The sequence below is a fragment of the Pseudomonas sp. GW821-FHT05H12 genome (assembly GCF_059419385.1).
Window position 1 is genome coordinate 1 of sequence record NZ_JBWKRS010000012.1, and the last position, 14095, is coordinate 14095.

A 14095-nucleotide genomic window follows, 5' to 3' on the forward strand; every position below is an offset into this window, starting at 1 on the left:
CCCCCCCCCCCCCCCCCCCCCCCCCCCCCCCCCCCCCCCCCCGCGCTCCTACAGGTTATGCGTTAGATCCAGCCGCTGCTCTGCATGGCTTTGTACACCGCCACCACGGCCAGGATGAAGAACGCCGTCGCCGCCAGTCGACGAATCAAGGTCAGCGGCAGTTTCTCCGCCGCGAAATTCCCCGCCAATACCACCGGCACGTTGGCAATCAGCATGCCCAGGGTGGTGCCGATAATCACCAGCCACAACTCTGGGTACTGCGCCGCCAGCATCACCGTGGCGATCTGCGTCTTGTCACCGATTTCCGCCAGGAAGAACGCAATCAGCGTGGTCAGGAACGGCCCGAATTTGCGCGTGGTGCTGGCTTCGTCGTCGTCGAGTTTGTCAGGCACGAGGGTCCACAGGGCCGTGGCGCAGAAACTCGCGGCGAGGATCCAATGCAACACCGCATCCGAGAAGAAGCTGCCGAACCAGGCTCCCACGGCACCGGCCGCCGCATGGTTGGCCAGGGTCGCGGCGACGATGCCGGCGATGATCGGCCAGGGCTTGCGAAAGCGTGCGGCAAGGATGAGCGCGAGCAGTTGCGTCTTGTCGCCGATTTCGGCCAAGGCAACGATTGCGGTAGGTACGAGTAATGAATCCAGCATCAGGTAGGTTTCCAGGGGCGGGTCGACACGGCTATGACACGTACAGCCTTCCCGCCCCGGGTAAGGTGTGCGTGTCATAGGTCTTGTCAAACCCCGGTCCGTCTGTGCGGACTCCTGGGTCGCATACGCCATGGTCTGCTGACCAAGTATGTTGACGTATGCCGGACGAGCGTGGCGCTCGTGGGAGACTACTCCCCTAGGACGGAGCGGATTCTGCCTAGGCAAAACCCATTCGGCAAGCCTTCTTTTTCAAACGCTTGTCAGCCGCGCTTGGCACGGTAAATGCGGAAACCATTGCCTTCGGCCTTGATTGCGCACACGCCCAGATGCTCTTCGATCAGCGGTTGGTACTTGAGGAAGCTGTTGGCGACCAAGCGAAGTTCGCCGCCTTTTGCCAGGTGTTTCGCCGCTTTTCGCAGCAGGTTTTCCGTGGCGAAATAATCCGTGTGCACCCCGACATGGAACGGCGGGTTGCTCAAAATCGCGTTCAAACCCATCGGCGCGGCGTCGATTCCGTCACCGGTCAGCACTTCGGCTTCCAGACCATTGGCAGCCAGCGTCAGGCGGCTGCTGGCGGCGGCGAAGGCATCCACGTCGAGCAGGGTCACGCTGTTGTGCGGGTAGCGACGTTTGACCGCAGCCCCCAGCACGCCGGCGCCGCAACCGAAGTCCAGCAGGTGGCCGCTGGGCAGTTTGTCCAAGTGCTCCAACAGCAATTCGGTGCCACGATCCAGGCGCCCGTGGCTGAACACGCCGGGCAGGCTGACCACTTTGAGCGGCCCTTCGGCCAGCGGCACGTCGAACACCTGGGCCAGGCTTTCCAGCTCCACCGCTTGCGGGGCGTTGGCCACGGTGACTTGCCACAACTGGCAGTGCCGCGCGTTATCCAGCTTGCGCGGCTTGCCAAAGGGGATCATCTGTTTGGCGGCACTTTCGATGCCGGCCTTTTTCTCCCCCACCAGAAACAGCTCGGCACCGGGCAGGCGTGCGGCCACGGCGTTGAGCAGGTAGTCGGTGAGGTCCTTGGATTTGGGCAGGAAGATCACGGCGGCATCGAACGCACGCTCGGGCACGTTCACGCCGAAGTGGCTGCGCTCGGGGAAGCGTGCGTCCAGGGCAGCCTGGTCGCCCGCGTGCCAGCTCCAGCCGTGGGCGTTGGGCAGGCGGCCCAGCAAGTCGTCGGCAGGCAACCCGACCAGCAGCAGGTTGCCTTGAAAAAGTTCGGCCTGACGAAGCAGTACTTCACTGCGCGGATCCATGGTCTGCTCCTTGAAAAGGGGCGCAGTTTATCAACTCACGACGCGCAACGGTGCGCCGCTGAAAAAGCCCCGGGCGTTTTCCGCCAGTTGGCCGACGATGCGCTGGCGCGCCTCGCGACTGCCCCAGGCGTTGTGCGGGGTGACGATCAACCGAGGAATGTCGCCGGCCAGCAGCGGGTTGCCGTTGACCGGCGGCTCCACGCTCAGCACATCGGTGGCCGCGCCGCCCAGGTGACCGCTGCGCAACGCATCGGCCAGCGCTTGTTCGTTGATCAAGCCGCCGCGTGCGGTATTGACCACAAACGCGCCAGGCTTGAGCAACGCCAGTTCACGGGCGCCGATAAAGTCGCGGGTGTGTTCGTTGAGCGGGCAGTGCAGGGTCAGTGCGTCGACCTGGGCCAGCAGCTCATCCAGCGGCACGCGATCGGCGCGGGCAGGGCGCCCCGGAATCGCACCGAGCAGCACGCGCATGCCGAAGGCCTCAGCCAGGCGCGCTACCGCGCCGCCCAACTCGCCGTGGCCGAGCAGGCCGAGGGTCTTGCCTTCCAGCTCGACAATCGGGTGGTCCAGCAGGCAGAACTGCTTGGCTTGTTGCCACTTGCCGGCGCTGACATCCCGTTGATAGTCCTTCAAACGCGTGGCCAGGTTGAGCAACAGCATGATCGTGTGCTGCGCCACCGACGGCGTGCCGTAGCCCTGGCAATTGCTCACGGTGATGCCATGGGCACGGGCGGCGTCGAGGTCGACGTTATTGGTGCCGGTGGCCGACACCAGAATCAGTTTGAGTTCCGGGCAGGCCGCCAGGGTTTCGGTGCTGAGGGCGATCTTGTTGCTGATGACGACGTGGGCGCCCTGCACCCGTTCAACCACGTTCTGCGGGGTGGTGCCGGTGTACAGCTGCAATTCGCTGAAGCTGTCTCGCAGCTCGCTGAGGTCAAGGTCCCCCAGGTCCAGGGAAGGGTGATCAAGGAAGACCGCACGGCGATTGTTCGTCATCAACTGTACCTTTTGCGACAGGGTTTGAAGGCGTAATCTCCGGAGCCTATCAGATGAAATAATCAGTTACTTAATGGAGTGAGCATGTACGTCGCCGAGTTTTTGACCGTAGCCTTGATTCACTTGTTGGCCGTGGCCAGCCCCGGCCCGGATTTCGCCGTGGTGGTGCGTGAAAGTGTGACCCACGGCCGTCGCGCCGGAACCTGGACAGCCCTGGGCGTGGGCTCGGCGATTTTTCTGCATGTGGGTTACTCGTTGCTTGGCATTGGCTTGATCGTGTCCCAGTCCATCGTGCTGTTCAACGCACTCAAATGGGCGGCTGCGGCGTACCTGCTGTACATCGGCTTCAAGGCCTTGCGTGCCCAGCCCGCCAAGCCACCGGTCGAAGGCGAGTTGCACCGCGAAGCGGGCGAGCGCACCCCGCGCGGTGCCTTTACCGCAGGCTTCGTGACCAATGGCTTGAACCCCAAGGCCACGCTGTTCTTCCTGTCGCTGTTCACCGTGGTGATCAACCCGCACACACCGCTGGCGATCCAGGCCGGTTACGGCGTGTACCTGGCGGTCGCGACGGCGCTGTGGTTCTGCCTGGTGGCCATGCTGTTCAGCCAGCAGCGCGTGCGCGCCGGGTTTGCGCGGATGGGGCACTGGTTTGACCGCACCATGGGCGCGGTGCTGATTGCGATTGGGGTGAAGCTGGCGTTTACCAGTATGAAATAACCCTGTGGGAGCCGGGCTTGCCCGCGATGCAGGCGACTGGGTGTTTCAGAAATACCGAGTTAAGGCCATCGCAGGCAAGCCAGCTCCCACATTGGATCTCTGCAAGGCTCCAGTAATGGCTCAAAGCTAGCATTCATTGGGCTCTGCAAATCATTCCTTTGGCTGATTTGGCTGAAACATAACGTCTCTAAAGTGCAGGTCTTCAAGCCAAGACCGTGCAGTCAGATAAGGGATTCGTATGTTGCAGACCCGTGTTATCCCGCCCGCCGAAGGCGCGTACCAATACCCGCTGTTGATCAAACGCCTGCTGATGTCCGGGACTCGCTACGAGAAAACCCGGGAAATCATCTACCGCGACAAACTGCGCTACACCTACCCCACCCTGATCGAGCGGGTTGCCCGGCTGGCCAATGTGCTGACCGAGGCGGGGGTGAAGGCCGGCGATACCGTGGCAGTGATGGATTGGGACAGCCATCGCTACCTCGAATGCATGTTCGCCATCCCGATGATCGGCGCGGTGATCCACACCATCAACGTGCGCCTGTCGCCGGAACAGATCCTCTACACCATGAACCACGCCGAAGACCGCTTCGTGCTGGTCAACAGCGAATTCGTGGGGCTCTACCAGGCGATTGCCGGGCACCTGACGACCGTCGACAAGACCCTGCTGCTCACCGACGGTGACGCCAAGACCGCCGAGTTGCCAGGCCTGGTGGGCGAGTACGAAACCCTGCTGGCCGCCGCCAGCCCCGCGTACGACTTCCAGGATTTCGACGAAAACTCGGTCGCCACCACCTTCTACACCACTGGCACCACCGGCAACCCCAAGGGCGTGTACTTCACCCACCGCCAACTGGTCCTGCACACCATGGGCGTGGCGACCATCATGGGCGGCGTCGACAGCGTGCGCCTGCTGGGCACCAACGACGTGTACATGCCGATCACGCCGATGTTCCACGTACACGCCTGGGGCCTGCCGTATGTGGCGACCATGCTTGGCCTGAAACAGGTCTACCCCGGCCGCTACGACCCCGAGTACCTGGTGGAGCTGTGGCGCAAGGAAAAGGTCACCTTCTCCCACTGCGTGCCGACCATCCTGCAGATGGTGCTCAATGCCAAGGCCGCCCAGGGCGTGGATTTTGGCGGTTGGAAAATCGTGATTGGCGGCAGTGCGCTCAATCGCACCTTGTACGAAGCCTCCAAGGCCCGTGGGATTCAGCTGACGGCCGCGTACGGCATGTCCGAGACCGGGCCGCTGGTGTCTTGTGCCCACCTCAATGAAGAACTGATGGCTGGCACCGAGGATGAACGTACCACCTACCGCATCAAGGCCGGTGTGCCCGGGCCACTGGTGGAGGCGGCGATCATCGACGCTGACGGTAACTTCCTGCCCGCCGATGGCGAGTCCCAGGGCGAGCTGGTGCTGCGTGCGCCGTGGCTCAGCGAAGGTTATTTCAACGAGCCACAGAAGGGCGCCGAGCTGTGGGAAGGCGGCTGGATGCACACCGGTGACGTGGCCACCCTTGATGCATTTGGCGTGATCGATATCCGTGACCGTATCAAGGATGTGATCAAGACAGGCGGGGAGTGGATCTCGTCCCTGGCCCTGGAGGACCTGGTCAGCCGTCACCCTGCGGTACGTGAAGTAGCGGTGGTGGGCATTGCCGACCCGCAGTGGGGCGAGCGTCCGTTTGCCTTGCTGGTGGTGCGTGATGGCCATGTGATAGGTGCGCGTGAGCTTAAAGAACACTTAAAACCGTTTGTTGAATTGGGCCACCTGAGCAAGTGGGCGATTCCGAGCCAGATTGCGGTTGTTACTGAAATTCCCAAGACCAGCGTAGGAAAGCTCGACAAAAAACGTATCCGCATCGACATCATCGAATGGCAGGCCAACAACAGTACGTTCCTGTCCACCCTGTGATCCCTTCCGCCGCGCCCGTTCGGGCGCGGCAATGCTCTATCTGGCGCCTTCACTTGTGATTTGCCGATTTTCAGCCATCCTTGCCCCGCCGACCTTCGTCGGCATGGCGAAAGGGTTGTGGCAGACGGGTTGGTGATGCAAATCACACTTTAGAGGGATCAAGCGATACCCCCTGCTGGCTATAGTCCTTCCCAGAGTTTTTCAAGGATGTTGCGCTTCGGGCCATGGGGGCTCGGTTGCCGTTCGGCATTGGAATCGTTGTATTCCGGCCGTTACATGCATCTGTAAGAAAAAACTCACTGCCATAACAATAATGCACATGGAGTAGCGTCGATGACCTCAGTAAACCAGTTCTGGCGCCGGGCAAGACTGCCCTTGGCTGTCAGTCTCGCTTCTACGCTCGCCGGGCCCGCATTCGGCGTCAGTTTCAACATCGGTGAAATCGAAGGCAGCTTTGACTCCTCTCTGTCGGTGGGGGCGAGTTGGTCAGCGGCAGGTCGTAACAAAGACCTGATTGGCGTTAACAATGGCGGCAAGGGGTTGTCGCAAACGTCTGACGACGGCCATCTGAACTTTGATAAGGGTGATTCCTTCTCGAAGATCTTCAAGGGTATCCATGACCTTGAATTGAAATATGGCGATACCGGTGTGTTTGTGCGCGGCAAATACTGGTACGACTTCAAACTCAAAGACGATGACCTGGACTTCAAGAACATCAGCGACGACCACCGCCCAACGGGCGCGCGGTCTTCCGGTGCGCAGATCCTCGACGCCTTCGTCTACCACAACTATTCGATTGGCGATGAGCCAGGTTCTGTACGCTTGGGCAAGCAGGTGGTGAGCTGGGGTGAAAGTACCTTCATCGGTGGCGGTATCAACGCCATCAACCCGATCGACGTGGCCGCTTTCCGTCGCCCAGGGGCTGAGATCAAGGAAGGCCTGATTCCGGTCAACATGTTCTACCTGTCGCAGACGCTGACCGATAATGTGTCGGCTGAAGGCTTCTACCAGATTGGCTGGGACAAGACCGTTACCGACAACTGCGGGACCTTCTTCTCGCAGCCGGACATCATTACCACGGGCTGTAATGACAACTTGCGAGTGTTGAACAAGCGCTCGACGCTTCCGGCTGCAGCGTTGCCGGGTTTGGCTGCCCGTGGCGTCGATATAAACGAAGAAGGGGTGCTGGTACGCCGCGCGCCAAACCGTAATGCACGTGATGGTGGCCAGTACGGCTTCGCAATGCATTACAACTTTGAGCCGCTGGACACTGAATTCGGCGCTTACTACATGAACTATCACAGCCGCGCGCCGATCTTTAGTGCCACTGGTGCACCTCAGTCGATCTATAACCTCGCCCCCTTCTTGGGAACGGCTGCGCCTTTGGTGGTGGCAGGCAACTCGAAATACTTCGTTGATTACCCAGAAGATATCCACCTCTTTGGGTTGAGCTTCTCCACCACGTTGCCTACTGGGACGGCCTGGAGTGGAGAGGTTAGCTATCGGCCAAATGCGCCTGTGCAGTTGAACTCTACGGACATCCTGTATGCCGGCGTGGTGCCTTTGGGTGGCCCGGTGCTAGGCAACGCCTCGCTGTTGAAAGGCGTTCCCGGGCAGGACCTGGATGGCTATCGCCGTAAGGAAATCACCCAACTCCAAACCACGTTCACGCACTTCTTCGATCAGGTCATGGGCGCAAGCCGCCTGACGCTGGTAGGCGAAGTCGGCATGACCTACGTCGGTGGCCTGGAGAGCAAATCCAAAGTGCGTTACGGGCGTGACCCGGTGTTCGGCCCAGGCACATTGCCTAACGGTGCTTGCGCGGCACTCAACAACTCGACTGCACAAGGTGGTGGGTTGCCCAACGCCAGCAGCCTGAACACCAATTGCAACAACGACGGCTTCACCACCGCCACGTCCTGGGGCTACCGTGGGCGGGCCATCTGGGAATACCCGGATGTGTTTGCAGGCGTCAACCTCAAGCCTAACGTGGCCTGGTCCCACGACGTAAAAGGTTACTCGCCAGGCCCTGGCGGTAACTTCGAGGAAGGTCGCAAGGCTGTCAGCCTGGGCCTGGATGCCGAATACCAGAACACCTACACCGCGAGCCTGAACTACACCAACTTCTTTGGAGGGGATTTCAGCACCGTGGACGACCGCGATTTTATCGCCCTGAGCGTCGGCGTGAACTTCTAAGCACACACTCTTTTTGCAGTCTGTATTTCAGGAAGACCAGAACATGAAAATAACTAAAAGTCTGTTGCACGTGGGTGTGCTTGGGCTGTCGATCCTGGCGAGCAACGTCATGGCGGCAGTCTCGGCGGATGAAGCCGCCAAGCTGGGCACGACCCTGACCCCGATGGGCGCCGAGATGGCCGGTAACGCGGCGGGCACCATTCCGAAATGGTCGCCGCTGCCAACCAACGCCGGCGCCGTCGATGCCCGTGGTTTCCTGGCCAACCCTTACGCCAGTGAGCAACCGCAGTTCACCATCACCGCGGCAAACGTCGAGCAGTACAAAGACAAGCTGGCGCCAGGCCAATACGCGATGTTCAAGCGCTACCCGGACACCTTCAAGATGCCGGTCTACCCGACCCATCGCGGCGCCACCGTGCCAGCCGATGTGTTTGCGGCCATCAAGAAGAACGCCACCAATACCAACCTGGTGTCGGGCGGCAACGGCCTGGAAAACTTCGAAACGGCCATCCCGTTCCCGATCCCGAAAAGCGGCGTGGAAGTCATCTGGAACCACATCACCCGCTATCGTGGCGGCAGCGTGACGCGCCTGGTCACCCAGGCCACCCCGCAAACCAATGGTTCGTTCAGCCTGGTGTACTTCCGCGACCAGTTCGTGTTCCGCGACAAGATGAAGGACTACGACCCGAAAAACCCAGGCAACGTGCTGTTCTACTTCAAGCAGCAAGTGACCGCGCCGGCGCGTCTGGCCGGTGGTGTGCTGCTGGTGCACGAAACCCTGGACCAGGTGAAGGAACCGCGTTCGGCGTGGGTCTACAACGCCGGTCAGCGTCGCGTGCGTCGGGCACCGCAAGTGTCGTATGACGGCCCGGGTACTGCTGCTGACGGCCTGCGTACTTCCGACAACCTCGACATGTACAACGGTGCCCCGGACCGCTACGACTGGAAGCTTGAGGGCAAGAAAGAAATCTACATTGCCTCCAACAGCTACAAAGTCGACGATCCGAAGCTCAAGTACACCGACATCATCAAGGCTGGCCACATCAATCAGGACCTGGCACGTTACGAGCTGCGCCGCGTCTGGCACGTGGTCGCGACCTTGAAGGAAGGCCAGCGCCATATCTACGCCAAGCGTGACTTCTTCATCGACGAAGACACCTGGCAAGCCGCGGTGATCGATCACTACGACGGCCGTGGCCAACTGTGGCGCGTCGCCGAAGCCCATGCTGAAAACTACTACGACAAGCAAGTGCCGTGGTACGCCCTGGAAACCCTCTACGACCTGCAGTCCGGCCGCTACCTGGCCTTGGGCATGAAGAACGAAGAGAAACAGGCCTATGACTTCGGCTTCACCGCCACCACCAGCGACTTCACCCCGGCGGCCTTGCGCCAGGACGGCGTCCGCTAACCCACAGCAACATCCCCTGTAGGCGTTGGGCTTGTGTGGGAGCTGGCTTGCCTGCGATAGCATCACCTCGGTAGGTCTGATAGACCGAGGTGGCTGCATCGCGGGCAAGCCCAGCTCCCACATTTGTTTGTGTTGAGATTTTTTGTCGCAGTTCTTTTTCAGGCAAATGTTGCAAAGATCTACAAACCCGCCGCTTTTACCGCTAGTCTGCGGACATCTGCAATGCCGACAACAGCCTTCTACAAGAGCCCGGCGATGACTGATCTGTCCCGAATCCAAGGGCCTGCAAACGTCGTGATTCCGACCCTGGAAGCACGCTTTTTCAGGCCTCCGCTGCCTGACGGCTATGTGCTGCGGCCTCGCCTGTGCGAACGGTTGAGTGCCGGGTTGGAAGGGCGGTTGCTGCTGGTTAGCGCGCCGGCGGGGTTCGGCAAAAGTTCGTTGGCGGTGGAGTTCTGCCAGGGTCTTCCGGCCCATTGGCAAAGCCTGTGGCTGGGGCTGAGCCCCCGGGATAACGACCCCGGCCGCTTCCTCGAGCGCCTGCTCGACGGCTTGCAGCAATATTTCCCCCAGATCGGCGCCCAATCCCTGGGGCTGCTGAAAATGCGCCAACGCCACCAGCCGTTTGCCTTTGAAGAATGGCTCGATGGCTTGCTCGATGAGCTGACGCTGCACCTTTCCACGCGCGCGCCGTTGTTGCTGGTGCTGGATGACTACCACCTGGCTCAGGGTCCGGTGCTGGATCGCTGCCTGCAGTTTTTCCTCAACCATTTGCCCGACGGTCTGGTGGTACTGGTCACCAGTCGCCAGCGTCCGGATTGGCATCTGGCACGGTTGCGCCTGTCACGGCATCTACTGGAACTGCATGAGCAAGACCTGCGGCTGACCCACGATGAGTCGTTGGCTGTATTGGATCAGCACAGCAACTCTTTGCGTGGCGAGGCGCTGGATAACTTGATTCGGCGCAGTGAAGGCTGGGTGGCTGGCCTGCGTTTCTGGTTGCTGGCCGCCTCTGAGGCCGGCAATGAAGGTGCCTTGCCGCAGAACCTGCACGGCGGGGAGGGGCTGATTCGCGATTACCTGCTGGAAGAAGTGATCGACTGCCTGCCCGTCGAGGTCCAGGCGTTTCTCTACGACACCGCCCCCCAGGAACGCTTTTGCGCCGAACTGTGCGACGCGGTGCGCGACGCCCACGACAGCGCCGAGACCTTGCGCTACCTGCAGGCCCACCAGGTATTTTTGGTGCCGCTGGATGAGCAGGGTCACTGGTTTCGCTATCACCATTTGTTTTCCGACTTGCTGCGCACCCGTCGCGCAAAGAACGCCACATTGCCGGTGGCCAGCCTGCACCTGCGAGCGTGCCGCTGGTTCAACGCCCAGGGCCTGATCGATGAAGCGGTGGAGCAGGCCCTGCGCGCCGGTCACCTCGACGTGGCGGCGAACCTGGTGCAGAACCTGTCCGAAGAGCAACTGCTGGCCGAGCAGAACGTGGGCATGTTGCTGCGCTGGAAAATGGACTTGCCCGACAGCCTGCTGATCAGCACGCCGCGCTTGATCGTGCTGTACAGCTGGGCCCTGGGGCTGGCGTGCCAGCTGGATGCGGCGGAAGAATTATCCGGCTACCTCAGCCGCTTCCTGCCGGCGCCGTCGGCCACCGCGCAGAAGTCGATGCTGGCCCAGTGGCTGGCATTGAGCGGGATCATCGCCCGAGGGCGCGGGGATCGCGAACTGACCCAGCGCTATTGCAGCGAGGCCCTGGAAAGCTTGCCGCTCAAGCGTTATGGCCAGCGCTTGATGTGCCTGTCGACGCTCTCCAACCTGGCGATTGTCGATGCCGATTTGTGGCGTGCCCGTGGCCTGAACCGTGAATCCCTGGAGCTGGCGCAGCGCGTCGGCAACCCATTGTTTGAAGCCCTGGCTCATTACGATCGCGCCCGCGTGTTGCAGGCCAGAGGCGAAATCCTGCGTTCGCTCGATGAAGTGCGCCAGGGCTTGCAACGCTTGCATGGCCTGGCGCCCCAGCGGCTGTACGCCGTGCGAGCGCGGTTATCGCTCTACGAAGGCTATTTGCTGCTGGTGCGTTATCAGCCTGAAGCCGGCCTGGCGCGCTTGCGTGCCGGCCTGGCTGAAGCGCGTGCCTGCCGGGACATCAGTGTGCTGATCGGGCATTGCGTCATCGCCAACTTCGAGGGGCGGCGTAATGATTTCCCCAAGGCGTTCGCCGAGCTGGCCGAAGCAGAGCGCCTGATGCATATCTGGGACGTGCCGCCGATTTACTACCTGGCGATGATCACTTTGATCAAATGCGAACTGTGGCTGGCCCAAGGGCGTACCGACCTGGCCGATGCCTGGCTGGCGCGGCTGGGGCAGACCTACAACGGCGAGCATGCCGCCGCCGCACCGGAGTTTCACCCACACTTGCCGCAACATATCGGCCTGCAACAAGCCGCACTGGACGCCACGCGCCATCAACCTGTCGCCGCCCTGCAACGGCTCGATGAACTGGCGCAGCAGGCGCACAACGACGGTCGCCAGATGATTGCCCTGATGGCGCTGACCCAACAGGCGCATCTGCTGCTCGACAGTGGCCAGGAAACCAAGGCGCTGCCGGTGCTGGCTCGTGCCCTTGAAGCGGGGGCGGGAGGTGCGTTGCAGCCCTTCCAGCGCTTGCTCGAAAGCCACCCCGACTGGATGCGCGAGCAGCTTGGTAAAGACCCCCATGGCTTGCTGAATCAAAGCCTGCTGGGGCTGCTTCCGGTGGTTGCGGTTGTCGAAACCTCACCCAACCACGAAACCTTGAGCACCCGCGAACTGGCGGTGCTGCAACTGATCGCCCAAGGCTGTTCCAATCAGGAAATCAGTAACCGGTTGTTTATTTCACTGCACACGGTGAAGACCCATGCGAGCCATATCAACAGCAAGCTGGGCGTAGAGCGGCGCACGCAGGCGGTGGCTAAAGCTCAAGAGCTGAGGTTGTTGGTTTAAGGCGGAAGAATTTTGGCGTGTGTTAGTACGAATTAACTTTTGATTGGTAAGGAAAAGCGTTTTATGCAGGTGGTAAGTTAAGTGGTTGGAGTTTTTAAGTGATTAAATAGTACTTTATGCGGAGGGTTTTTAACCCTCCTATTATATCTATGTTGTGCTTTTGACTAATTGTGTGAAACGCTGTGGGCGGTGGTTGCTGTAAAGTTTTTCATGAATTGAAATATCTCCGTCTTGGTGATTGATGTGTTGTCTGACGAGATTCGTTTGTAAAAATCATCTGCGTAAGGCTGGGGCTCGTGTGTTCTTCTTGCGCTAAGAACGAGGATTTCCTTATCGCCATATTGAAATGAGACAATTTTTGATTTTATCATTTGTTTAAATTCTGCGGAAATTGGCTCTTTTTCAATAAGGTGAATTATTGTTCTTTTATAGCTTTCAATGCTGGAGTAATTTTTTTCTGCTTCGTTGTTAATGCCGACGATATAGAAGTTTGAATAGGTAAGGTAGTCCGAGTTGTATACTTCTTTATGGCTTTCAGCTGATTCTTTTGACTCACATACACCTATTACAATATGGCATTCGCCATCGCTAGTGTTTGTCATCGCGGTGAGCGTTTTGATTGCTCTAGACAAGGTTTTTTCTTTAATTGTTTTTTCTGGCGGTGTGGTTTGAATTAGTCCACTTTTGAAGTCGTAAAAAGATTGTTCTGTGCGAGATTCGTTTAATATGTTTTCCAGGTTCTTAACCCAGTAACCGAATATTCCGTCAGTTGTTGTTGTGGGTGAGGTGTGTTTCTTCAGAACTCCAACCATTGAGTCAATTAACCCGCAGCGATCGTTGTTGTTCCATTTCTTTTCAGAGTCTAATAGTCCCATGTGTTTTTTAAATGAGCCTTTTAGAGTTTCGCAAGCATCCTTGTAGTTGTTTATTTTTGACTTTTGTTCAATTATTAAAGTATATAGCGCTAAAAATATTACTTGATAGGCGCTTGCCGTTTTAGTCGCTTGCCCTTGGAATACCAAGTCCCGAAAGCCATTGTCCGAATGTTTTAAGATTTTATCTAGTTCGTCGAATATATACGCAAATTGTTTTAGGAAGTTTTCTGCGCCGATGGTGTTTAAGGACCTTGACAGTTCCTGATGTTCGTTTGTTTCAGAATCGTAAATTAAGTCGAGATATGATGCGGTTGTCTGTGAGGACTTTTTGTCGAGCATAAAAGATACAAGGTGAGCTACTAGCTCTTCGTCGCGAGATGAACGGATGTTTTCTGGTGTTATAATATTGTTCTTTGACCAGAAAATCTCTTCTAATAATATTCCGTAACCCAACTTTGTGTTACTTATGCTAATGTTTTTCATAGCATTAAGAGAAAGTTTGTCTTTGTGTGAGCTGTCTTTTCTTATGTATATTGCGCACATGTTGATTATTTTTGGTATAGGGCCTAATGCGCCAGCTTGACGGACATCATGCTTTGAGAGGCGGCGCCCCCCCGTATTTATTCTTCTAAATGTTTCATCGATTTCTTTAGGGCTTGTGAATGGAGTAATGGAAAAGGGAACTTGATAGTTGAGAATTTTTGTACAGTGTTCTGTCGAGAGTTTTGGCTCTTTCTGAATTATTTTTCCTTCCTCGTGTAGCGCTAATGTTGTTGCGGTACTCTTTAAATCGAAGTATTGACCAGCAACAGGGAATTCACCCTCTATAAATGCGGTTATCGCGTTTAAGCGTTGTAGTCCATCAAGTATTTCGTATTCGGTCCTTGAGGCGTCTGTATTTCGAGATGTGAGAATCATGGGGATAGGGTAGCCACTAATTAAAGAGTCTATGAATTTTTCTTTTTCATAGACACTCCATACTAGTTTTCTCTGGTATCTTCTATTAACTATTAACGAGTTCTCAGAGTAAAGCTGAAAAATGTTCTGAACTGATTTTGCTTGTATGCTTAGTTCGCTGCTCATTTCGGTCC

9 protein-coding genes and 1 riboswitch are annotated in these 14095 nt (G+C 57.9%); of the genes, 5 read left to right on the top strand and 4 right to left on the bottom strand.

Annotated features, from left to right (window positions below):
* Positions 1 to 62: 62 nt before the first annotated feature.
* The 3 genes from AC07SU_RS12635 to AC07SU_RS12645 form a co-directional block, all read right to left on the bottom strand.
* On the bottom strand, positions 63 to 647 hold the full coding sequence (locus tag AC07SU_RS12635) for a TMEM165/GDT1 family protein (protein WP_101266603.1): 585 nt from the start codon (positions 645 to 647) through the stop codon (positions 63 to 65).
* 88 nt (positions 648 to 735) lie between these two features.
* Positions 736 to 857: riboswitch (yybP-ykoY riboswitch) on the bottom strand.
* A 50-nt stretch (positions 858 to 907) separates the two neighbouring features.
* Complete coding sequence (locus AC07SU_RS12640) at positions 908 to 1906, bottom strand: methyltransferase (protein WP_494997197.1); 999 nt, start codon at positions 1904 to 1906, stop codon at positions 908 to 910.
* A gap of 30 nt (positions 1907 to 1936) precedes the next feature.
* Positions 1937 to 2902, bottom strand: coding sequence for a 2-hydroxyacid dehydrogenase (locus AC07SU_RS12645; RefSeq protein ID WP_494997198.1), 966 nt, complete (start codon positions 2900 to 2902; stop codon positions 1937 to 1939).
* A gap of 84 nt (positions 2903 to 2986) precedes the next feature.
* Here AC07SU_RS12645 and AC07SU_RS12650 point away from each other — a divergent pair, with 84 nt between their 5' ends.
* The 5 genes from AC07SU_RS12650 to AC07SU_RS12670 all read left to right on the top strand — a co-directional run bounded on the left by AC07SU_RS12650 (position 2987) and on the right by AC07SU_RS12670 (position 12129).
* The gene (locus AC07SU_RS12650; RefSeq protein ID WP_176995052.1) at positions 2987 to 3619 is read left to right on the top strand and encodes a LysE family translocator; all 633 of its coding nucleotides are present in this window, start codon (positions 2987 to 2989) and stop codon (positions 3617 to 3619) included.
* A 238-nt stretch (positions 3620 to 3857) separates the two neighbouring features.
* Positions 3858 to 5540, top strand: coding sequence for a fatty acid--CoA ligase (locus AC07SU_RS12655; RefSeq protein WP_494997199.1), 1683 nt, complete (start codon positions 3858 to 3860; stop codon positions 5538 to 5540).
* Between the two features lie 333 nt (positions 5541 to 5873).
* A complete protein-coding gene (locus AC07SU_RS12660) occupies positions 5874 to 7736 on the top strand; it encodes a DUF1302 domain-containing protein (protein WP_176995050.1) in 1863 nt (620 codons plus the stop codon).
* A gap of 43 nt (positions 7737 to 7779) precedes the next feature.
* Positions 7780 to 9144, top strand: a complete 1365-nt coding sequence (locus tag AC07SU_RS12665; protein ID WP_494997200.1) for a DUF1329 domain-containing protein — start codon at positions 7780 to 7782, stop codon at positions 9142 to 9144.
* A gap of 255 nt (positions 9145 to 9399) precedes the next feature.
* Entirely contained in the window at positions 9400 to 12129 is a 2730-nt protein-coding gene (locus tag AC07SU_RS12670) for a winged helix-turn-helix domain-containing protein (protein ID WP_494997201.1), read from the top strand.
* A gap of 164 nt (positions 12130 to 12293) precedes the next feature.
* Here AC07SU_RS12670 and AC07SU_RS12675 read toward each other — a convergent pair whose 3' ends face one another.
* On the bottom strand, positions 12294 to 14087 hold the full coding sequence (locus AC07SU_RS12675; protein ID WP_494997202.1) for a GmrSD restriction endonuclease domain-containing protein: 1794 nt from the start codon (positions 14085 to 14087) through the stop codon (positions 12294 to 12296).
* Positions 14088 to 14095 lie beyond the last annotated feature (8 nt).